The 23,643-nt window shown below is 32.4% G+C and carries 17 protein-coding genes; 11 read left to right on the top strand and 6 right to left on the bottom strand.

Translation table 11 applies throughout. From position 1 onward, the window contains the following. Positions 1-297: 297 nt before the first annotated feature. From IW18_RS03210 to IW18_RS03195, 4 genes are all read right to left on the bottom strand, one after another. Complete coding sequence (locus IW18_RS03210) at positions 298-2,709, bottom strand: TonB-dependent receptor domain-containing protein (protein WP_041516155.1); 2,412 nt, start codon at positions 2,707-2,709, stop codon at positions 298-300. Between the two features lie 10 nt (positions 2,710-2,719). Then, complete coding sequence (locus tag IW18_RS03205) at positions 2,720-3,148, bottom strand: PepSY-like domain-containing protein (RefSeq protein ID WP_052480066.1); 429 nt, start codon at positions 3,146-3,148, stop codon at positions 2,720-2,722. 74 nt (positions 3,149-3,222) lie between these two features. Further along, entirely contained in the window at positions 3,223-4,488 is a 1,266-nt protein-coding gene (locus IW18_RS03200) for a sensor histidine kinase (protein ID WP_041516128.1), read from the bottom strand. Then, positions 4,481-5,158 (bottom strand): response regulator transcription factor, encoded by a 678-nt coding sequence (locus IW18_RS03195; RefSeq protein WP_041516127.1) that lies wholly within the window; start codon positions 5,156-5,158, stop codon positions 4,481-4,483. The genes IW18_RS03200 and IW18_RS03195 overlap by 8 nt, the downstream gene beginning before the upstream one ends. Before the next feature lie 632 nt (positions 5,159-5,790). Here IW18_RS03195 and IW18_RS03190 point away from each other — a divergent pair. From IW18_RS03190 to IW18_RS03155, 8 genes are all read left to right on the top strand, one after another. Next, positions 5,791-6,618 carry a phosphatase PAP2 family protein gene (locus IW18_RS03190; RefSeq protein WP_041516126.1) on the top strand — a complete coding sequence of 276 codons (828 nt, stop codon included), beginning with the start codon at positions 5,791-5,793 and terminating at the stop codon, positions 6,616-6,618. Beyond that, entirely contained in the window at positions 6,605-8,128 is a 1,524-nt protein-coding gene (eptA, locus tag IW18_RS03185; protein ID WP_041516125.1) for a phosphoethanolamine--lipid A transferase EptA, read from the top strand. The genes IW18_RS03190 and eptA overlap by 14 nt, the downstream gene beginning before the upstream one ends. A 367-nt stretch (positions 8,129-8,495) precedes the next feature. Beyond that, positions 8,496-9,038: an RNA polymerase sigma-70 factor gene (locus IW18_RS03180; protein ID WP_084607911.1), complete on the top strand. Its 543-nt coding sequence runs from the start codon at positions 8,496-8,498 to the stop codon at positions 9,036-9,038. A gap of 100 nt (positions 9,039-9,138) precedes the next feature. Next, entirely contained in the window at positions 9,139-10,341 is a 1,203-nt protein-coding gene (locus tag IW18_RS03175; RefSeq protein ID WP_052480064.1) for a FecR family protein, read from the top strand. A 98-nt stretch (positions 10,342-10,439) separates the two neighbouring features. Further along, positions 10,440-13,745: a SusC/RagA family TonB-linked outer membrane protein gene (locus IW18_RS03170; RefSeq protein WP_041516123.1), complete on the top strand. Its 3,306-nt coding sequence runs from the start codon at positions 10,440-10,442 to the stop codon at positions 13,743-13,745. 97 nt (positions 13,746-13,842) lie between these two features. Continuing rightward, complete coding sequence (locus IW18_RS03165; protein WP_041516122.1) at positions 13,843-15,243, top strand: RagB/SusD family nutrient uptake outer membrane protein; 1,401 nt, start codon at positions 13,843-13,845, stop codon at positions 15,241-15,243. 76 nt (positions 15,244-15,319) lie between these two features. Then, positions 15,320-16,567 (top strand): amidohydrolase family protein, encoded by a 1,248-nt coding sequence (locus IW18_RS03160; protein ID WP_041516121.1) that lies wholly within the window; start codon positions 15,320-15,322, stop codon positions 16,565-16,567. 41 nt (positions 16,568-16,608) lie between these two features. Beyond that, a complete protein-coding gene (locus tag IW18_RS03155; protein WP_041516120.1) occupies positions 16,609-17,637 on the top strand; it encodes a TlpA family protein disulfide reductase in 1,029 nt (342 codons plus the stop codon). A 203-nt stretch (positions 17,638-17,840) separates the two neighbouring features. Here the strand turns inward: IW18_RS03155 and IW18_RS03150 are convergent, their stop codons facing one another. Continuing rightward, the gene (locus IW18_RS03150) at positions 17,841-18,677 is read right to left on the bottom strand and encodes a winged helix-turn-helix domain-containing protein (RefSeq protein ID WP_240475528.1); all 837 of its coding nucleotides are present in this window, start codon (positions 18,675-18,677) and stop codon (positions 17,841-17,843) included. A 189-nt stretch (positions 18,678-18,866) separates the two neighbouring features. On the opposite strand from IW18_RS03150, the gene IW18_RS03145 reads away from it, so the two are divergent. Together IW18_RS03145 and IW18_RS22595 are read left to right on the top strand one after the other, a co-directional pair. Then, the gene (locus IW18_RS03145) at positions 18,867-19,415 is read left to right on the top strand and encodes a hypothetical protein (RefSeq protein WP_041516152.1); all 549 of its coding nucleotides are present in this window, start codon (positions 18,867-18,869) and stop codon (positions 19,413-19,415) included. A gap of 76 nt (positions 19,416-19,491) precedes the next feature. Further along, a complete protein-coding gene (locus IW18_RS22595; RefSeq protein ID WP_052480063.1) occupies positions 19,492-20,304 on the top strand; it encodes a formylglycine-generating enzyme family protein in 813 nt (270 codons plus the stop codon). 169 nt (positions 20,305-20,473) lie between these two features. Here the strand turns inward: IW18_RS22595 and IW18_RS03135 are convergent, their stop codons facing one another. After that, on the bottom strand, positions 20,474-20,671 hold the full coding sequence (locus tag IW18_RS03135; RefSeq protein WP_041516118.1) for a hypothetical protein: 198 nt from the start codon (positions 20,669-20,671) through the stop codon (positions 20,474-20,476). Between the two features lie 144 nt (positions 20,672-20,815). Between IW18_RS03135 and IW18_RS03130 the strand changes: the two genes are divergently transcribed. Continuing rightward, entirely contained in the window at positions 20,816-23,554 is a 2,739-nt protein-coding gene (locus tag IW18_RS03130; protein WP_041516117.1) for a substrate-binding domain-containing protein, read from the top strand. Positions 23,555-23,643: the final 89 nt, after the last annotated feature.

Below are 23,643 nucleotides of genomic sequence, written 5' to 3'. Positions count from 1 at the left end.
TTGTCATTTCGACGAAGGAGAAATCACACTAGAAACTCGTCAATCTTTGTCGAATATCGGATGTGATTTCTCCTTCGTCGAAATGACAAAGAAAAAATAAAATTAATCTCGTAAAGGTTCGTTTAAACCACAATATTGTCATTTCGACGAAGGAGAAATTACACTAGAAACTCGCTAATCTTTGTCGAATATCGGATGTGATTTCTCCTTCGTCGAAATGACAAAACTTTCTTTAATTTGCGATAGGTTTGTTTATTAAAGTATCACAATCAACGGGCTAAAATAATAAAGCACAGTCTAAAACTTGTAACTATATCCAAAACGTATTACTTGTGTTTCGTAATAATCTTTGCTATTATAGCTAAAACCGTTTCCTGATATTTCTTTTTGTACGACCAGAGTATTAAAAATATCAGTGGCGTTTACGAAAACTTCACCTTTTCCTTTTTGTACGGTTTTTTTAATTCCCAAATCAACCGAGAATCTCGAATCAATTTTTCCCTGTGGCACAACATCAGGCGCGAGATAAAGTGCAGAAACCTGACCTTTTAATGTTTTACTGAACTGTAAGGTATTGTTCCATTTTAGATTTCCCGAAATCATTTGCTGACGTTCGCCAACATAAATACTTGGAATAGGATACAAATTTGTAACCGTAAAAGCGTCAATCGTATTTTGATACAAATTTCCGTTAACATTAAAGGAGTACCAAGAAGTAACTTCATTCGAATAAATTGCTTCAATTCCTATAGAACTACTTTTATCTGCATTTTGAAATACATTATAAATTAAATTGCTATCAGGAACTGTCGTTGCTATGCGCGCAATAGTTCCGTTTATGATTCTGTAATAAATCGAGGAAGTAAAATAACCTTTAGGCATTGTTTTTTTATATCCCACTTCAAAAGTATTCGTGAATTGCGGGCGAAGTGCCGGATTTCCAACTTTTATAATCTCAGCATCATCATATTTTGGAAAAATACGAATATCGACTTCGGCAGGTCTGTCGACTCTGCGGTTATAAAAAGCGGTGATTTTATTTTTATCATCGATTTTATAGCCAAAACGCATATTTGGGAAAGGTTCGGTATAATTGTAACCATCACTTTTATAGGTAGGATGATTTGGATTAACATCATATTGGAGTTTTACATATTCAAGACGCAATCCAAGTTCAGCTTCGATTTTATTACTCTCAAAAATATAATTAGAATAAAGTGCCGGAATTATTTCTTTATAATTGGCCCATCCTCCGGCGTTGGTATCAATAGGCGAATTCTGTCCGGGGAAGAATTGCATATTGGTAGGGATTTCGCGGTTTCTGAATTTAAAACCAGTTTCAAATCGTCCGTATTTTAGCGGTTTGATATAATCAAGATTAATGTCGATTACCTTTTCATCAGATAAAAGTTTAAAAGAATCTTGTCCAACAAAATCAGGCATTGTATTGGTAAAGAAATATTTTTCGTCTTCACGATGATACGTATAGTTAATTCCTGCATTTAATTTATGTCCCGGCTGACTGAATTTGTGTTCGTAAGAAGCACTCGCCATTAGCGTTGTTTTTAGTTCATCTTCCAGAAACGACCATAGTCGTAGTCGTTGCGAGTAATCCTGATTAAAGAAAGGTTCATCTCCGTTATCAATGATTTTTTCACTTCCAAAAAGTCCCGAAAAAGAAAAACTGTTACGGTCGTTATAATTCCAGTCTATTCCAGATTTAAAAGTTGTAAAATGAGTATTACGATTTCTAACCGTTTGCTGATTTATAATTGTACCATCGTCATAAGTTCTGGTTACAAATTCATTTTTATTAAGTGTTTCAGTATAAAGATAATCGGCCTGAACGTAAGCGTTTATTTTCTCCTTTCGATAATTTAGAGACAAAGAAGGATTTATTTTTGGAGTCATTTGGTATTGCGGACGTATGGTTGGCAAATTGGCTTTACGTTCCCAAAGCGCACCATAACCAGAGGTAATTCCAACTTTACCATTAAAACCTTCCTGTTTATTTTTTTTATAAATGATATTGATAATACCAGCATTTCCGTTGGCATCAAATTTTGCAGAAGGATTGTTTATAATTTCAATTTTTTCAATGGCCGATGCCGGAATATTGTCAAGACCGGATTGATTTCCAAAACCAGTAAGAGCAGTTTGTTTTCCGTCAATAAGAACCATTACTTTATCGTTACCACGAAGTTGTACTTTTCCGTCATGAAGCGTCACACCCGGAAGACTTTGCATAGATTGAAGAACTGAACCTCCGCTTTGAGTAATATTATCGGCTACAGAAAATACTTTTTTGTCCATTTTGGCACTAACTTCAGAAGTTTTAGAAGTTACAATGACTTCAGACAACGTATTGATATCTTCTTCGAGATCGATACTATTAAGATCTAGAAAGTCTGAAAGCGAGCCAACAAAAAGTTTTTGAGTTTTGGTTTTATAACCCGTAGAACTGATTTCCAGAATATAATTTCCAGATGGTACTGCGGGAATATTAAAACGACCCTCTTCATTGGTCACAGTACCGGCAAGCATTTTTTGGTCTTTTGCCGTTTTTAAAACTACATTAATATAAGGAAGTGAAGTCTTCGAAGTTTTATCTTTAATTAATCCTGAGATTGAGGCTGAGTTGTTTTGTGCCGTAACATTGTAAATTTTCATTACAAGAAACGACAATACTAATATTATCTTTAATTTCATTTTTATGATTTTAATCTGCGATGCTTTTAATGTAAGTTCCTTGTTTGTCAAAAATTAGGTCAATCGAAGTGACCTGAGCTTCAAAAGTAACTTTGCCATGAGCATCGGTTATTTTTGCAGCTTCAGTAATTTTTTTGTTTTTGTAGTTTTTTTGAATGTAAGCCAAAGCTTTGGCAGGCAGTTTTTTCACGCTGATTTCCTCTTCAGTTTCCAGGATATTTCCGCTAGAATCTAAAAGCATCGCATGTTGAGTTTTGCCAATTGTAAAGTTGGCTTCATAATTTCCTTTTTCCTTCTCCCATTTTACATTAGCTTGATCTGGATAGGATAGTAAGAAAGTCGATTTTACAATATTAGGAACGTCTTTTTCGCTTACACTTTGCGCAATGGCAAAGGAAGAAAAAAGCAACGCTAAGAATGCGAAGATTGAATTTTTCATAAGTACTATTTTTTTTGATTGATAAAAAACATAGTACAAAGTTGAAATACGAATCTGTAGGAAGTTTGAATTTTTTAAAATTTCACACTAAAATGATGCAAATTATCCTGAAAACTATAGTTTATTTGCCAATGATTAAGTTCGGTGATTTTTTTGATAATAGCCAAACCAAGCCCATTTCCTTGAGAAGAAGGATTAGTTTTAGAAAATCGATTAAAGAGTTTCTCAATTTTTAAAGGAGAGTTTTGTCCAGTGTTTGCAAATATCAATTCATTATTAAGAGTTGTAATAATGATTTTTCCGTTTTTTTCGTTGTGGCGAATCGCATTCAAAAACAAATTATTAATCAATACTTCTGTAAGAGCTGGATTTCCTGTTAAGCTTAAAGTTGAAGTAAATTCAGTTATAATAGTCAGGTTTTTTGCATTGGCCTGTTCTGTAAAAAAGTCTAAATGTTTATTAATATAATCATTAAGAACAATATCGCTTTTTTCAAGAAAACTTTCGTTGTCAATTTTAGAGAGTAATAACAGGTTTTTATTAAGCCTGTTTAATCTGGAAACATCTGTATTTAAAGACGCAACCAAAAGAGATTGCTCTTCGTTTAAGTCTAATTGAGTAAGGGTATCAATTTTAGTTTGAAATAATGCTAAAGGAGTTTGAAGTTCGTGTGCAGCATTTTCGACAAATTCTCTCTGACTTTTATAAATGGCTGTGTTTTTTTCGATAAGTCTTTCTAAGCTTTTATTAAGACGATCAAATTCGTCAATATCAGTAGGAATAAAATGTGGAGGTTTATTTTTATCAATTTCAAAATCCTGAATCTGATTTAGCGTATTATAGAAAGGACTCCAAATTTTTGCGGCAGTAGCTTTTGATATCCAAATAATTCCAATCAGAAGCATAATAATGATAAAAAGAAACATGCCGGCAATGCTAAAAACCATTCCCTCCATTTCTAGCAGGTTTATTTTCTCAGTATACGTATATTTTTTTCCGTTTATCGTTACAGGTGCATATAAAACGCGAAAAGGTTCTTTTTCTTTTGCGATAGAATCGTAAAGCATTTTACCCACAATAGAATCTTTGGTAACACCCATATCAGGAACAATCATTACTTCATTATTGTATTTGTTCCATAAATCAATATCTTTTTGTGTGAAATCCTTGTGACTTTCTTTTATAAATGCACCTTTATGAAAATGAAGTACTTCATCTGTTTCGTAAACATAAAGCCACTGGCTTACAAGATAAAACAAGGGTGCCGATATCAATAATATGATAATAGCATAGATAAGAAAGCTGTTTGTGGTTTTGTTAAGCAGTTTTTTATTATTCATTTTCCCATTTATATCCAAGTCCGTAAGCTGTTTTAATGTAATCTCCGCTTCCTGCCTGAGACAATTTCTTTTTTAGATTTTTAATGTGCGCGTAGATAAAATCGTGATTGTCGAGCATGTCTGCCATATCTCCGGAAAGATGTTCGGCAATTGCGGCTTTAGATAATACTTTGTTTTCATTGCCAATTAAAAAGAGAAGCAAATCCAGTTCTTTCTTTGTTAAATCTAATTTAATATCATTAACGGTAACTGATTTAGATAATATATCAATTACAATTTCATTGAAAATAAGATTATTCGAACCCTTAAAGTTTTTTCGTCTTATAAGTGCCTGCATTCGAACCAAGAGTTCAGATAAATGAAATGGCTTAGTCAAATAATCATCTGCACCAAGATTGAATCCTTCCAAACGTGTTTCAAGAGTTTCTTTGGCCGAAACCACAATTACTCCGTCGGTTTTGTTTTTTCTTTTAAGTTCTCTTAATATATCAAATCCGTCACCATCAGGCAACATAAGGTCAAGCAGAATACAGTCGTAATCGTAAGAATCAATTTTGCTCAATGCCAATTTATAGTTTTCGGCCATTTCGCATTGAATTCCGTTAGTTCTAAAATAATTTTTAATGCTCTGAGCAATTTCCAGCTCGTCTTCTATAATTAAAATTTTCATACTGCAAGTTTAGATATAAATTTTGAAGAAAAACTGAATCTGAGATGATTTGTATTTAATAGCTATTAATTATAAAGTAATGATTTAAAGTTGATTGCAATTGAAATAAAAACAGACTAATGTAAAAATTAGATTTTAAATATACCTTATTGTGTTATAAGTAAAACCTTTAATGATTATTGATAATGCCGAAATTTTAAAAATTTGCAGGCTAAATAAATTAAGGATTATCAGTATGCTAATTTATCAATTTTAGTTCTTTCTAAGAGAGATAGAAGCCAATAATTATTTTTTTATAAAGAGATTATTTAATAACCCGCAAACGATAATCAAAAATTACATTACAGAATACAAATTCTAAATTTCTTCAAAATTGACCAATTACTTTACTTTTTTTTAAAGTGTTATTCATGAGCAGAATATTGAGATTAGCTAATCTTGCAGCCGGCAAATTTCATGAATTATTAAAAGTTTTGAGAAAAAGATGAAGTGGTTTATAAGCAATAAGAACTATAGTTATTGGCGCTTTTAGATTGGTGTTGATCATTTTCTTTTTAGGTCAAAGAAGAGCAATATTTTAAGATGTAAATTATTTGAGAACTCTATTTAAAGCATAAAAAAGATTAATAAAAATGAATGCAAATATTATTAATAATTATTCAAGACTTAAGTTAAGCTTATTTTTTTTGCCTCTATTTTCCTTAATTGCCATTGTTTTATTTTTATATAGTAAAGGCGCTTTATGTGCTGATAAATATATAGAAATTCAAAAAGATTGTTTTTTTTATATAAATTCTCATTTAGGACAATATCCTCATCTCGAGTATAATCTCACTCAATTTGGAGATGCGTTAGTTTCTTTATCATTTTTGAGTTTATTCGTTGTTTATGCGCCAAAAATATGGGAGGCTTTACTGTCAACTTTGTTAGTTTCACTTGTACTTTGTTGTCCCTTTAAAAGTATGTTTGCAGTACCACGACCAGCCGCAATATTTGATAATAATACTTTTTATATTGTTGGAAGAGCTGTTTGCGGTCACAATAGCTGTCCTTCAGGACATACCATAACAATCTTTGCAATACTTACCGTTTTAATGTTTGGTTTTATGCCAAAAGAAACGAAATCTAAAATATTATGGATTTTTTCAATCATGAATCTTGGATACTTTCTTGCTTTTACAAGAGTAGCAGTAGGAGCACATTACCCGCTTGATATTATTATAGGTAGCGTTATTGGTTATCTGTCTGGGCTTTTAGGTATTTTTATTACCCGAAAATATAAAATATTGGCATGGATAAGCGTTAAAAAATATTACCCAATTTTAATTTTATTGTTTGTGTTTGGCTGTGTTTTGCTAGTCAACAGAATTATTAATGATAATTTGATCATCTTTTATTTTGCATTTATTAGTTTAGCCTTTTCATTATATAAAATTATTACACTTTATGTTAAAAAATAATATCAAAATAACTCATTTTGTTGCCATTTTGAGTGTGTTGAATTTTTTATTCTTTCACTTACCGTTTTTTACTTATGTATTTAATAATGTAGATTATTCAAGTTTTAACGGAGTAATTTTGGTTGTGAGTTTGGTAATTCTAGTGTTTGTTTTAAACGCATTTGTTTTTTTTCTCTTTTTTTCTCTCTCACATTATTTTGGAAAATTTTTGTTGGTCCTGTTTTTTATGATCAATTCAATTGCCGTTTATTTTGTTAATACATACAGCGTTATTGTAGACGAGAGCATGATTGGTAATGTATTTAATACCAATTATGAAGAGTCGAGCAGTTACTTTTCTTTTAAATTAATATTATATATAATTGTATTAGGAGTTCTTCCAAGTGTTTATATTATTAAAGCTAAAATAATAAATGTAACTTTAAAGAAAGGGCTAACCATTTCTTCTTTAGCATTATTACTTACTATTGTTTTAGTAATGGCCAATGCAAGCAATTTGTTATGGATAGATAAAAACTCAAAACAATTGGGAGGTCTTGCAATGCCTTGGTCGTATACTGTAAACACTTCACTTTTTTATATTCATAAGTATAAAAAGAATGAAAAAGAAATTTTATTGCCAAACGCGACAATAAAAGACAATCAGAAATCTGTAGTAGTTTTAGTTATTGGAGAATCTGCCAGAAGACAGAATTTTTCTTTATACGGTTACGATAAAAATACAAATCCATTACTCTCTAAAACGCCAAATGTATTTCATTTTGATGCTACTTCCTGTGCTACGTATACTACTGCGGGTGTAAAATGTATTTTAGAGCATACGAATAGCGATGATCTATATGAAATACTGCCTAACTATCTTTATAGAAATAATGTAGAGGTTGTCTGGAGAACTTCAAACTGGGGAGAACCTCCGGTACATATTAAGAATTATCAAAATCGAGATGTTTTAAGGAAAGACTGTAAAGGAGAGGGATGTGATTATGATGAAATTCTTTTAACAGGACTAAAAGAGCAGATATTAGCCAGTAAAAAGAACAAGATATTGATTGTATTACACACCAGTACAAGTCACGGACCTACTTACAGTAAAAAATATCCGCCACGATTCGAAACTTTTAAGCCTGTTTGTAATAGTGTTGAATTAGGAAAATGTTCTCAAACAGAACTTATCAACGCTTATGATAATACAATTGTTTACACCGATTATATTTTATCTAGCGTAATTGATGATTTGAAAGAATTAAAAGAGTTTAAGAGTACCATGATTTTTGTTTCGGATCACGGAGAATCTTTAGGAGAAAAAAATCTATACATGCACGGAGTTCCAATGAGTTTTGCTCCAAAAGAACAATATGAAATACCTTTTATAGTTTGGGTATCTGATAACTCGAAACAACTGAAAGCTAATAAAACATTAACTCAGAATCATGTGTTTCATAGTGTTTTAAATTTTTTAAATATCGAAAGCCCTGTTTATAATGAGGAATTGAATATTTTTAAAAACTAATAAATATTTAAAATAAGTTAATTAAAAAGCCTGTAAGCAATAAGTTTACAGGCTTTTTTTTTGGAGTCGTCGGGATTGCAATTATTTTATTCTGATATCTAGCAGTCAATTGTATAGATTTTCAATTACTGATCTGTACGAATTTTTGAAGTTTAAGATTGTAGTTTTTAGGATATTTTATACAAATCAAAAAGATGTATAATTAGCTTAGAAGAATTTAATTTAAAACCATTTTTGTAAAACCATTAAAAAGCGTTTTATTCTTACTTTTTTGCATCTCTTTGGGAAATTGAATGATAATTATGTTGTGGAAATGTTGATTTGTTGATATTAAATTTATATTTGTGGAAACAAACCATGACAAAAAATTAGCCTAGATAACGGAAATATTAAAATTGATGAAGCGTATTACAAAGAGCTATTTTATTCTTTGTATCCAAGACTTGTGAGCTACAGTTATGGTTTGGTTAAAGACAATTTTCTTGCCGAGGAAGTAGTTGGAAATGTTATGTTACAGCTTTGGGAAAACCGTGTAAAATTTGAAAAGATAATTGATGTTAAGTCTTATCTCTACACCATGGTTCGAAATGGTTCATTTTTGATCTTAAAAAATGAACAGAAAGGTATTCAATTGAATAATGAATTATCTCATGAAACTTTAGATTTTGATTTTAATATCCTGGAAGAAGAATTATATGCGACTTTGATTGAAGCTTTGAATTCGTTACCGGAAAAATGCAAAGAAGTTTTTGAACTTTCCTGTATAGAAGGATTGAAATACAGAGATATTGCTGAACAGCTTAATATTTCGATAAATACAGTTAAGTCTCAGCGTGCCCGTGCAATAGAGTTATTGAAGGTTAAACTCAGGAATCATTCAGAACTTTTATTCCTTTTATTATTTTTATAAAAATAATAAAAAATCTTTCCACCCATTTTTGATATTTTATACTCTTAGTTATATAACATTACTTAAAGTGTTAATAACCGATACTTAAATATCAAAAAACATGTCTCAAGGAAAGAAAGAATTTGTAATCACTGCTCTTATAAGAAAGGAACTTCTTACGGGAGAACTATCGATTGAAGAAAATGCTCTTTTGCAGGAATGGCTTTCTATACCCGAAAATCAAGAATATTACCAAAAAGTTATTAATGTAGAAACTTTAAAATCTAAGGAAAGATTTTATAAAACGGTTCATACAGATTTAGCTTTTGAAAAAATTAAAGAAAAAATTGATTTTGGAGAAGCACCAATAATTTCACTTTTTGATTATAAAAACGTATTGAAATACGCAGCAATTTTAGTTTTTTTAGCAGCAATTTCTTCTATTTTCTACTTCCTCAATAATGATGCTAAAATGCAAAATCAAGAAGTAGTTGTAAAAGATATTGAACCGAAATACAACAATCCAACACTTGTTCTTGCAGATGGAACAGTTGTTTCCTTAAAACCTGAGAAAGAAAAGATCATTTCGAAAAATGGCGTGATTTCAAATGTAAATCAGGTTTTGGTTTATGATGCTAAAGCTAATAAAGGAATGGTTTCAAATGGAGAGAATACTTTGATTGTACCTGTTGGTGGTATTTATGCTATTATACTTTCAGACGGAACCAAGGTCTGGCTTAATTCAAAATCATCTTTAAAATATCCTGTAATATTTAGCGGAAATACTCGAGATGTAACCTTAGAAGGTGAAGCTTATTTTGAAGTGAGCAAAAATCCCCATAGTCCTTTTACAGTTAAAACCAAATCTGGAAATGTTACTGTTTTAGGGACACATTTTAATGTAAGTGCTTATCAGGAAGACAAGAAATTTGAAACTACACTTGCAGAAGGGAAAGTAAAAATTTCTCCAATAAATAAAACCCAAAAGAACGAATCTGTTGTTTTAAAACCAGGGCAGCAGGCTAGTGTACGAAATGAAGTTTTGAGAGTAGTAGAAGTTGATCCTTTTGTTTCCAGCGCTTGGAAAGATGGTAAGTTTTATTTTGAAAATGAAAATCTGAAAAATATTTTAGACAAAATGGAAAGATGGTACAACTTTAATGTAAGGTTCGAACAAAAATCATTAGAGCAGATTAAATTCACCGGAATTGTTTTAAAAGACCAGTCAATCGATCAATTTTTGGATATAATTAGAAAAACATCGAATGTGAAATATAAAATAACCAAACTAAACCAAACGTATGAAGTAACCATTAGTAAGTAAAAAAAACCGGAAAATGTTTGCACCATTTCCCGGCTAGTATTTGTTCAGTCGAAAAAAAGAGTTCGAAACCAATTAACCAACCAAAACATTTTAAAAGTATGAAAAAAAACCTATCCGCAAAAGATTGCAGGGTAAAATCCGCACTTTGGGATAATTTTCTTAGCATCATGAGGAAATCCATAATATTGTCAATATTTCTTTTTAATATAGTTGCTTTTGCTTCTGCCCAAAAGATAACTCTAAACGCAAAAAACAAGTCAGTAGCATCTGTTTTAAAAACAATTACCAAAAAGACCAATGTAGAATTTTTCTATAGTGATGATACTTTTGATTCACACAGAATAGTAAATATTGCAGTAAATAACGCCGAAATAATGGCCGTTATCAAAGTATTGATTGGTGATAATTACAAAGCTGAATTTGTAAATAATAACTTGATTGTTATTGCATTAAACACAAAAGCTGCGGTTTCATCTGCTAATGGTAACATTCAAGCCAATAAGCAAAGGAAAATTTCCGGATTAGTTACAGATAATACGGGAATGCCCATAATTGGGGCAACAATTCTGGTAAATGATAACAAGCAAGGTACAGTTTCTGACTTTGACGGAAAATATCAAATAATGGCAAATGAGGGCGATCTTGTTACTTTTAGTTTTTTAGGTTTTGCTACAAAAAAAATTAAAATTATTGATCAGGTAATACTTAACGTTACTCTTGAACCCACTACTAATGAATTGAATGAGCTTGTTTTAGTAGGATATGGAAAAATGACCCGCGATAAAATAACAGGCGCTGTAACAAAACTGGACACAAAGGTATTGCAGAATACCCAGAATGTATCATTTGCCGATGCCTTGATTGGTGTAGTTCCCGGTCTGTTTGTTCAGGAAAGTTTTTCTTCTCCAGATTCACCACCAACTATGTTGTTGCGAGGTGTGGGCTCTATAAGTGCCAGTACAGAGCCATTGATTGTGGTAGACGGCGTGCAGATGCCAAGATCTGGATTAGATTCATTTATGCTAAATGCAGCCGACATACAGGATATTAGTATTCTGAAAGATGCCGCAGCGACTTCTATTTACGGATCTAAAGGAACAAATGGAGTTCTTATTGTAACTACAAAGAGAGGCTCCAGAAATACGAAACTTAAAGTGGCTTTTAACAGCCGTTTAGGAGTTAAATATGCAGATAGGTCTTTTACTAACGACTTAATGAATGCTTCTCAAAAATTAGATTTTGAAGAGTCATTGGGTTTCTACAAAACGAATCCTGCCTTACTTCAAAAAAGAAGAGCTTCTGGTCAGGACGTAAATTGGGCAGATTTATTATTAACTAACGAAATTAACCGTGAAAATGATATTTCTTTTTCAGGTGGTTCAGACAAGGCTAATTACTACACTTCGCTTACTTACAACAATGTCGATAATATTTTTGGAGGTCATTACAAAAGATACACAGTGTCAATGCGTGTAGATTATGATTTGAACAAAAAGTTAAAAGTGGGATTTTCTGGAAATTTTGGAAACGTAAATGAGGAAGATAGACGTACAGTGGGATCACCTTTTTCAAACGCATTTCTTTTAAATCCTTGGCTGGCAATTAAAGATGCTAACGGAAATTCATTACGACTATTAGATATTGGTAATTCTACCGGAGTTCCTTACAACCCAATATTTGTAAGAGATAATACGACTGTGAATAACAACCGAAAAAACATTGGCGGAAGTGCAAACCTTACCTATACTCCGGTAAAATGGTTAATCTTAAATGGTATTTTGGGGGCTAACTTCAATACCTCTAAAAGTAATAGTTATGAAAATGTAATCGTCAATGGAGGTGCGCTGACCTACAATTCGGGTGATAGTAACAATTACACAGGAACACTGACCGCAACTTTAACGCATACATTTCAAAAACATGCATTTGATATGGTTATGGGTTATGAAGTTAACGAGAGTGAGACCAACAGTCTTAACCTTACAGCAAAGGATTTTAGCTCTGACGCAGTGCAGACGATAAGTGCTGCAAAAAGCGTTGGTGCGATCACAGAGCGAAAATCTCAGGCTGGTTCTCTTTCTTATTTTTCCCGATTAAATTATACGTTCAATAATAGCTACAACCTCTCGGTTTCATTTAGGAGAGATGGCTCCTCTCGCTTTGGGAACAATAACAAATATGCTAATTTTTGGTCCGTAGGGTCTTCTTGGGATATGCATAAAGATTTACTTAATGGAATTAAAACAGTAAGCTCTTTAAAATTGAGGGCAAGTGTTGGAACTTCCGGAAACGATTTTATTGGTGATTTTGCCTCTCAGTCCTTGTATGGTTACAGAAGTCAGATTACGTATGCAGGAAGCACAGCTCCATACCTAACCAGAGGTGAAAATGCAGATTTGACATGGGAGAAAAACTTTAATATAAACGTTGGTATCGATTATGGTTTCTTTAATAATCGAATTAGCGGAACAGTTGATTATTATGTTAGAACTACAAAAGACCTGTTGAACAATAAACCAATACCGCTTACTTCCGGTTTCTCAGAACTTGTTTCTAATATTGGAGATTTCAGAAATGAAGGTATAGAAATAAGCCTGCACAGTGTAAATATTAAAAATCAGAATTTTACATGGACAACGGATTTTAATATTGCAAACAATAAAGGAACGGTTTTATCCTTGTCAGACGACAAAGATATTTTATCAAACTCGGGATCTACAGTTTTTAAGGCCGGAAGTGCAATTAGATCTTTTTATATTGTGGATTGGGCAGGAGTAAATCCAGTAACCGGCTTTAATCAATATACAGCAGCAGATGGAAAATTGGTAGATTTTAATACTAACAGAACCAGTTCTAACACTGTCGAAATTAACAACCTAAGAAAGGTTATTAATAAAACTTCGATTCCTAAGTACTATGGAGGTTTAACAAACACTTTTAAATATAAAAATGTAGATATGTCCTTCTTGATTTCGTATGCCGCAGGACATTATGTGTTAAATGAAGGAGTGTATAATTTATACAATAATCCCGCATTTAACCAGCATGTTGACGTAGCTAATGCGTGGAAAAATCCCGGTGACCAGTCTGATTTGGCAATAAGGCAAGTATACTTGGTAAGACCAACAGCATCAATGGTATCAGATTATAAGGCATCATCTCAATTTCTTGAAAATGCGAGCTATATAAAATTGAAAAATATTATGATTGGATACTCTATTGACAAAGAAGTTGCAAAAAAAATTGGAGTAGAACGTCTTAGATTTTTTCTTCAAGGGCAAAATCTTTTCACCAAATCGGCGGTTAGTTATACTGATCCTGAATATGCTACTGCAGCGGGAGGTATTGGACTCTCTTCTTCGATTGTTAGAGGATACTCATTTGGGATGAATGTTAATTTTTAAGAAAGAGAAAGGTCTAAATACGCATTTTCATAATAAGGCGTAGATAACAAGAGGAAAATCAAATTCTATCGGACAGATAAAAAAAACAATAGTATAGATGAAAACAAATGTAAAATTATTCTTTGCCACAGTACTGGTTACTTTTTTAAGTGCTTGTACTGATGATATTATAAATAAAGAGCCTTTAGATGAATTGTCGCCCGAAACTCTTTTTCAGACAGATGGAGGTTTTAGAAGTGCTCTAGATGGTGTTTACGGGGTTATGAAACAGGATTTCTTTGGCTATTCTCATGGAATTTATTCCATTCCGGAAGCCATCAGCGATGATTTGGTGGGATCATCTGACTCAAAGGACTATTCCCTTGATGGCAGCTTAGAAAATATTTATCCGCTCGCTTATACCAGCACAACAGGAAATATTGAAGGATTTTGGAAAATTTCTTATCAGGCTCTCAACAATGTAAATACCATTATTAGACAAGCCAGAAAAAGTACACTTGCCAATAAAAATGCTTTTTTGGGAGAAGCATTAGGTATAAGAGCACTCATATATTACAATTTATATCGCTTTTATGCGCCGGCTTACAATACCAATAAAACGGCATTGGCAGTTCCGTACCGATTTGAAACAGATGCTCTCTTAGATAGTAAACCTCGAAATACTTCGGCTGAAGTTATCAATTACATTCTGGCCGATTTAAATGAAGCCGCACCTCTTGCCAACAATGTGGTTAACTCTTACAGAATATCTAAAACGGCTATTTATGCATTATTGGCACGTGTGTATCATGAAACAAGTGATTACAAAAATGCTATTGTATATGCTAATTTAGCCTTGACTGATACAAGGTATAAATTAGATACTACGCTTGCAGCGCTTCAAAAAGAATGGGATAAGGATGATTCTGGCGAGATTATGTTTAGAATTCGTTTTGAAAATACAGAGGTGCAGTATACCGCAGGAATTTTTGCAATACCTGTAATGTCCAGCTACCCATATGTGGTATCGAATGATTTGCTTAGCCTATACGATCAGAATAAAGATTTTCGATTCTCGGTATATTTTAAAAGTCATCCTACAATCAAAGGAAGCTATTTTCCAAAGAAGCAGGCTGGAACTAGAACAACAAATGCCGCGACATTTGATCCGGGAAACATCGATCTTAAATTAATAAGAGTACCAGAATTGTATCTAATACTAGCAGAATCATATTTACAGGAAAACAACAGTGTTGCAGCGTTAGCGAATTTGAATAAACTGAGAAACGCGAGAGGCTTAGGTGACTTTACTGGAGCAGATCTCAATAAAGAAATTCTAAACGAACGCAGGAGAGAGCTGGCATTTGAAGGATTCAGATTTACAGAACTAAAGAGATTAGGTTTAGGTTTAACGAGAGCAGGAGGCAATGGCTTACCGCCAAAAGCAGATCGATTTGCTTTACCAATCCCACAAACAGAAATTGATCGTTCGGGAATTGCACAAAACCCCGGATATTAAAAAGATAAGTAGAGTCCACTTTGTGTTAAAAAAGTGGACTCATAATGACATTTAAAAAAAATAAATACCTTAAAAAATGAAGAAAAAACAAGTTCTCATCTTTTGGTTTGTAGTCTGTTCAATATTGATGGGATATTCTCAAAGTAAAGAAAACTCAAAAATGACCATCCTTAAAAACGGATTTATTTTTGACGATAAATTTGATAGTAAGAAAGGGAGTATTGTAATAGATGGCGAGAAGATCAAAGACATTTTGTATACTGAGGATCTTACTAAATATCCAGGAGCTGATGTAATTGATATTACTGGAAAATATGTGATGCCTGGGCTAATTGATTCACATGTTCATTTAGCTACAGTACCCGATTTGAATAGAGAAAAAAATAATAAATATATGCAGGATCAACTTTCGAAAATGATCTATGCCGGAATTACCTCTGTAAGAGACATGACCGGAAATGCAATTATTCTTGCAGACTATAAACGTGCCAGCACCCTTAATCAATTGCCGGCACCGTCCATTTTTTATGCAGCTCAGTTTGGAGGGGCAGCCTATTTCGATTCAATGAGAAAGTATTCCAAAGATAAAAGCGATACACCCTGGGAGCAAACTATTACGGAAAAAACAGATATGAAAATTGCCATTGCAGAAGCTAAAGGAGCAGGTGTCACCGGAATAAAAATATACTCTGATTTGACTCAAGATCTTATTAAAAAAATTGTAAAAGAGGCAAAACTTCAGGGATTACAATGTTGGAGCCATGCTGCAGTTTTTCCTGCCACGCCCACTGATATTGCCAATGCAAAAGTAAACAGCATGTCGCATGCATTTGATATTCCTTATGATTTTACTACTGAAAAAATGAATAGGTCTAAAAGACCCGATATTGATGAAAAAAAGCTGGATAAGCTTTTATTACTCATGAAAACCAACAACGTTATATTGGATGCTACTAATTATATTGGAAATAATAATAAGCTTTATGTGGGTATGAAGGTAACTAAAAGAGCTCATGAGCTTGGTGTCAAGGTTTCTGCAGGAACAGATTGGCCTTATTTATTTGAAAAAGATCATGTTGTTCCCTTATTCAAAGAAATAAAAATTCTGACTAACGACTGTGGTTTTACCAATAAAGATGCTTTGATAAGTGTTACAGTAGTGGGGGCAGAAAGTATTGGAGTAGAAGATAGAGGGGTTATAGCAATAGGCAAACGAGCAGATTTTTATATTACAAATTCAGATCCGTCAAAGGCAATTGAAAACTTACAAGATGGTTTTATGACCATTAAATCCGGGATTACTTACACCGAAAATAAAATTTAAATAATTCTAAAACTATATAAACGAAATAAATTAAAAGTATAATGAAAAAATGGTATTGTTTAGGTATTGTAGCCCTTGTTTTGAATCTACATACTTTTGCGCAAAAAGCAACAACTGATTATGTGCGTCTTTCCGGAAAAATAATAGAGAAAAACTCAGATTCCTTATTGGTATTCAAAGGCAGAACTAAAATAAAAAGAATAAATGTTAACAAAGATGGTTCTTTTGCGGACACATTGAGAGTAAAAGAAGGCTTTTACGGCATTTTTGATGGTAAAGAACAAGGCTTTTTTTATTTCAAAAATGGTTATAATTTGAAAATTACTTTTGATACCAAACAATGGGACGAAACAATGGAATTTAAAGGTGAGGGCGCTATACCTAACAAATATCTGTTTAGGAAAGCCTTATACTCTGAAAAAGCAACTGCCGATAAATCTATATTTAAATTAGATAACGATGAATTTATAAAAAGAATAGATGAAATAGTGGCGGGTTACCAAAAAATCCTCAAAGAAACCAAAGGTTTAGATGCATCGTTTATTGCTCTTGAAGAAAAGGATTTTGAAGATTTTAAAAAAAGCAGTGTAGACAGATATAATAAAACTACCGGATTGAAAAAGCATCAGGATAAAATTCTACCTAAAGGAATGGTTTCTCCAAAATTCGTCAATTATGAAAACTACAATGGAGGTATAACATCCTTAGATGATCTGAAAGGGAAGTTTGTTTATATCGATTTATGGGCTACCTGGTGTGGACCCTGTAAAAAAGAAATCCCTTTTCTTAAAGTTTTGGAGAAAGAGTTTCACGATCAAAATATAAGCTTCGTTAGTATTTCTGTCGACCGTGTAAAAGATCATGATAAATGGAAAAAAATGGTAGGAGATCTTCAATTGACAGGCATGCAGTTATTTGCCAATGGCGATAGTTCTTTTGAGAAAGCTTATGAAGTAGCAGGTATTCCTCGATTCATTTTATTAGATCCACAAGGTAATATTATTGATCCAGATGCGCCAAGACCATCTGACGAAGGAATAAAAAAATGGTTAAAAGAAGTGGGAGTTTAAAAAAATTACATTCAGAAGGGATTAGCATTTTGCTATCCCTTTTGCATTTAAAGGCATCTTAGTAAAGTCAAAGTTGGAACGGAAAAAAAAGTGATAAACATAATTTGATAGTGATTAGAAAAAAACTTAACCTATTTATTCTATTAGATGTAATTTTTAAAAATAAAAGTAGTGAAGATCTTTTTTCTGTAAAATATTTCCTATTAGTTAATTTCAAGTTTATAACCTTTGCTGCGTACAACAACAATGTTGATATTTGGATCAGATTCAAGTTTTTTCCTAAGCTTAGATATAAACATATCTAAACTACGGCCCACAATTACGCCATCATCTTCCCATATCTCCTTTTGTAAGCGGTTTCTTTCTACTGTTTTGTTTGGAGAAGAAGCGAAAATAACCAATACCCTTGTTTCTGTTGCGGTCAGGTCTATTACATTTCCATTTATAGTGAGCTTTCGACTATTTGCATCGAACAACACTGATCCTAAAGAATAAATGCCACTGTTTTGATTATCAGGTATTTCTTTTCGTGACTTAAAAGATTTTACAAAAATAAAACTGATGAATGCTAAAATCGACAGACTTCCCAGAAGATATTTGCTGTCTGCTATAATTATTTCTGTTGGTTTGAATTTAATGTTAATCATGTAGCAGGCTTTGGGCTGTCTTCTTCCTATACAGGCTACAATATCATCTTTTTCATTTTTGGATATAACATATCCATAAGCAACATTAGAGTTACCACAATTTAGAACGTTAACGATAAAATAACTTGCGAACGGGTCTTGAACTAATAAATGTCTTGTAATATTTACCAATGAATCTGGTTGAAAGCTAAAATCATTCTCAAATTTAATCTGATATTCATTTTCTGAAATTTTTTTCACAGGGAGTACTCTTGATGTACTGTCGCCTGATTGCAAAAGGAATTCATGTCCGATTTTTCGAAGTAAAATTTCTCTTCTTGCAAAGTTAAAGCCTTCACTATCTTCCGTACGGAAGGCTGCGCAGATTATAACAGAAAACAAGATAAATGTCAATACAAAAAGATATTTATTTTTTCCGGAGATCAGATTTCGACTAAGAAGCATATTGTCAATAATTTATTTACAAAGTTTACATTTTTATTTACAATTTTCATCGCTCAAGCCGAAATATATCAAAGTAATTTTGCTACATAAACTTTAAAAAGAAGGTAAACTATGTTATTAATTAAAGCTTTAAAAAGTATGAAAAAAATCATTTATGTGCTAGTCTTATTCTTGGTTGTAGTAAGTGGGTTGGTATTTGCTAATCGTGAAATTAAAAATAAAATTTCTAAAAAGGCAGTAGTTAAAAACCTTTCTAATACTGAAAAGAAAGATGTACTAAAAAAATGGGAGGATACTCCTGATGGCATAATGTTTCAAAAATGGGAAGTATCTCCCGCAGGTAAAAAAGTGTATGCTAGTGAAGCTAAAATAAGAAAATCTATTAAAGATTATGTCAATATGAAGGGAGTTGTAACCTCTCTTTCTCTTCCGTCAGGGTCAAGATTAGGATTTGGAATTATGGTAAAGATTAATAGTTATGATTATATACTTAGTTTTGGATTAGAAAAGTCTGGCAGCAATGAATTTCAGCATTTAAGGAACTTGAGAGTTAATGACACAATAATTATAAAAAGCCATAGTGTATCTCACGCGCCCAAGTATTTGTACCCAATTATATCTGGCGACTATGTAGAACGAGATAGTACGATAATTTTTAAACGTGCACCTCGCAAAGACGGTTGCTGAGTAAATAATTGCAAACTTTTGTTAGGTTATATATACGAGCTGGTAGTAATTTTAATAAACATTAACTAATATTTAAATGAGTTTACGAACATTTATATTCTTAATTGGATTTTTATTTCTCAATTCTTGCAAGAAAAATGATGAGAAAATTGAATGGATTTTTGTGGAAGGCGGAAGTTTTGAACAAGGTAAAAACCAGATTGTTGTAAGCCCGAAGGGCGACTCTATAAAAGGATTTACTAGTCCGCATAGAGTAGTTGAACTTGATGATTTTTACATTGGTAAATATGAAGTAACGGTTAAACAATTTAAACAATTTTGTGAAGAAACAGGTAGAAAAATGCCTGATCCACCTATTGAAAATGCACATGGTATTAAAGTTTATTATAAGTGGATAGACGAAAATCCGATGCTTGCAACTTGGGACGAAGCAAATGAATTTGCAAAATGGGCAGGAGGAAGACTTCCAACAGAGGCAGAATGGGAATACGCGGCTAAAGGTGGGATGAAAACAAAAAAATATAATTATAGCGGCAGTAATAATCCAATTGAAGTTGGCTGGGTTAAAGAAAACTCAAACAGCACATTTCATAAAGTAGGACTTCTTAAACCGAATGAGCTTGGTATATATGATATGACAGGGAATGTTGGCGAATGGGTTTTTGATTGGTATAACCCCGAAAAGGATAGCTTGGTTAGTAAAAGAAATCCTCAAGGACCTATAGAAGGACAGTATAAAATTTCAAAAGGTGTCAGTTGGTTTTACGAAACACAAGATCAGAGAGGAAGACCGTTAAAATATGGAATTCATATGCCAGAAGTAAGATATCAATCACCAAAAGGGACACGAAATGATGGATTCGGATTTAGAATTGCGAAAAATAAATAGAAACCTGTTCATTACAGGGGACTAACCAATTTTTAGACTCATCTGAGCAACAATTAATAATTGCAGATATGGTCAGATTTAATTAATGAGATCAGATTTATAAATAAAAAAATGGTGCCAATTGTCTTCAATTGGCACCATTTGGCTGTAGTGAGGGGGACAGGACAAATTACAACATCATTTTTGGATGATTTGAAGAAATTGGCATACCATATGTAGTTTCTGTCTTCCATTGGCTTTGTAAATTTGGTTTAGATGTCCTGTTGGGGATTGATGCAAAAATCTTTTTGATTTCTAAATTGATTAAACGAATAGTATCATTTTCATTATTTTGCATCAGATATATCGTTTGCTCATTTGTGTACATGAAATAAAAGTTTAATTTTACTTTCCAAACTATACACTTTTTCCGCTTGTCATTAAAAAATAATCCTTCCTAATTATTTAGACAAACGCGATTAAAGAATGCATTTAAAGTGCTTATTTTTTTATTTACAAAACTCAAAATTTCATGTATCAATTTGTAAAATATATTTTGATGCTTTTTTTGGCATCCTTAAGTTTAATATCCTGTAAACAAAAACAGGCAGACAAAATAAAAATAGGTTTTTCTCAGGCGATGACAACTGACGACTGGCGGAAGCAAATGAACAGTTCTATAAAAATCGAAGCTTCGTTGCGACCTGAAGTCGATTTGACAATTAAAGACGCCAATAATAATGTAGGAAAACAAATTGAAGATATCGAGCGATTTATTTCTAATAAAGTTGATGTTATTATTGTATCGCCAATTCAGTCAAAACCTTTAACAGTGGTTGTAGAGAAATCTATAAAAGCTGGAATTCCTGTTCTTGTTTTTGATCGAAAAATTGAAGGAGAAAGTTATACTGCTTATCTCGGAGCAGATAATATTGAAATTGGACGAATCGCCGGTCGCTACATTATCTCGCACAGTAAAGGTTCTGGCAATATTATAGAAATTACAGGCGCCAGCGGATCATCTCCGGCTTACGAAAGAACGCTTGGTTTTAATCAGATTATCAACGAGAATAAACGTTTTAAGATTGTAAAAACCATTCAGGGCGATTGGGAAAAAGAATCGGTTAAAGCACCTTTGAAAGCCATTCTTCTGCAAAATCCAAATGTTGAATATATCTTCGCTCATAACGACAGAATGGCTTTAAGCGCCTGGGAAACTGCTAAAACCCTGGGACTTGAAAAGAAAATAAAGTTTATTGGTGTGGATGCCTTAAACTCCGTAAATGGTGGTATTGAGTTGGTAAAAAGTGGCGTTCTTGATGGAACAATTTTATATCCAACCGGAGGAAACGAAGCTTTAAAACTGGCATTAAAAATGTACAACAAAGAATCGATTTCCAGAAACAATATATTAAATACGATTGTTATTGATAAAAACAATGCTGAAATTATCGAAAACCAAATGGATAAAGTCGATCAACAGCAATTAGTAATCGAATCACAGCAAGGTGCTATTAAAGTTCAGGAAAGAGAATATGCTTCGCAGAATAATTTAGTGAGACTGCTTAGCTTTTTTCTTGTCATTATTTTGAGCTTAACGATTTACAGTATTTATTCTACAATTTCGATTTCAAAAAAGAAAAAACAATTAGAAAGAATCAATCAAACGGTAATTGACCAAAACAATGAAATTCAGGAAATGGCTCAGATTGCAGCTAAAAGCAACGAAGCAAAACTGAATTTCTTCACCGGACTTTCGCACGAATTTAAAACGCCAATTACTCTAATAATGAGTTACGTTGAGTCTTTAATTGAAAATGAGAAAATTAAAGGAACCGCATTGATAGATGAAGTAAAATTGATTCACAAAAACTCAAACAGATTGCTTCGTTTGATCAATCAATTATTGGATTTCAGGAAAATTGAAGAGCAAAAATTTACGCTAAGAGCTTCGAATACAAAAATTTATGATTTCACAAATGAAGTCATGGCTAATTTTAAAGGCGAAGCCGCCCGAAGAAATATTGATTTTCAATTAAGCTGTAAAAACAAAAATCTAGAATTGTTTATTGACCGCGGTTTAATGGATAAAGTCTATTTCAATTTATTGTCAAATGCTTTTAAATTTACGCCCGACAATGGTAAAATTAGTATTTCAATTGTCGAAAATCAGGATAATACGGTAAAGATACATTTTAAAGATTCCGGAATTGGTATTCCTGACGATGAGCTTTCAAATGTTTTTGATCCATTTTTCAGGGCTTCAAATAATAATAAAAACAGCTCCGGAATTGGTTTGCATTTGTCTAAAGAGTTTGTGCTTTTGCATCAGGGAACTATCGAGCTAAAATCAAAGCAAGGCAGCGAATTTGTGATTACTTTATTAAAAGGAAACAGTCATTTACAGCCTGGTGAAATTATTCAGAAAGTCGAAAGCCTGACCAGTATTCCGAATTTAATTACCGATAATTTAAACATAGAACCCGATTTAAAAGAATCAAATATTATTTCAGATGCTGAAAAGCATTCTTTGCTAATAATAGAAGACAATGTAGATTTGGTTAATTTTCTAAAGGCAAAACTGTCTAATGAATATGTAGTTTATAATTCTGACGGAAGCGATGCAATTGAAAAAGCTTTAGAAATTATCCCGGATATTATTATTTGCGACATTAATTTAGTCGACAAAGACGGTTACGAAATCAGCAAAGAGCTAAAGAAAGATCTTCGTTCCTCTCATATTCCAATTATAATTCTAACGGCACAAAGTAACAAAGAATCTGTTTTAAAAGGTTTGCAGAGTGGAGTAGACCAGTATTTGACAAAACCTTTTAGCCTTTCGATTCTAAAACAATCTCTATCGAGTTTGCTTTTCAATAGAGAAAAACTACGTTATTATTACACCAATAATATTTACCGAGTTGAACCTGAATCTAAGTTTGGAAATCAGGAACAGTCCTTTATTACCAAAATGAATGACATTATTAAAAAGAATGTCGAAAATCCAAAGTTTTCAGTTGAAGATTTGGCGGATAAATTGGGTGTTTCGAGAGTTCAGCTGTATAGAAAAGTGAAAGCAATTATCGGAATTAATATTAGCGATCATATTAATAATGTCAAATTAGAGAAAGCAGCAGAGCTTTTGAAGTCAAATGACATGAATATTTCTGAAATTGCCTACTCGCTAGGTTTCTCTTCGCCAAACTATTTTTCTACAGCTTTTAAGAATAAATTTGGAATTTCTCCTAAAGAATATAAAACGTCCAGCTAATTTGTATTTGAAATTGTTTCTTTTAAAGTATCAATTTTGAAGGTGATGTAACAAAATCGAAACTACAAGGTTTTCGTAAAAGTTTTTTA

It is taken from the genome of Flavobacterium hibernum (genome assembly GCF_000832125.1).
In the GTDB taxonomy this organism is placed as follows: domain Bacteria; phylum Bacteroidota; class Bacteroidia; order Flavobacteriales; family Flavobacteriaceae; genus Flavobacterium; species Flavobacterium hibernum.
The sequence above is the reverse complement of the archived record's forward strand: the minus strand, read 5'-3'. Positions and strand labels throughout refer to the sequence as shown.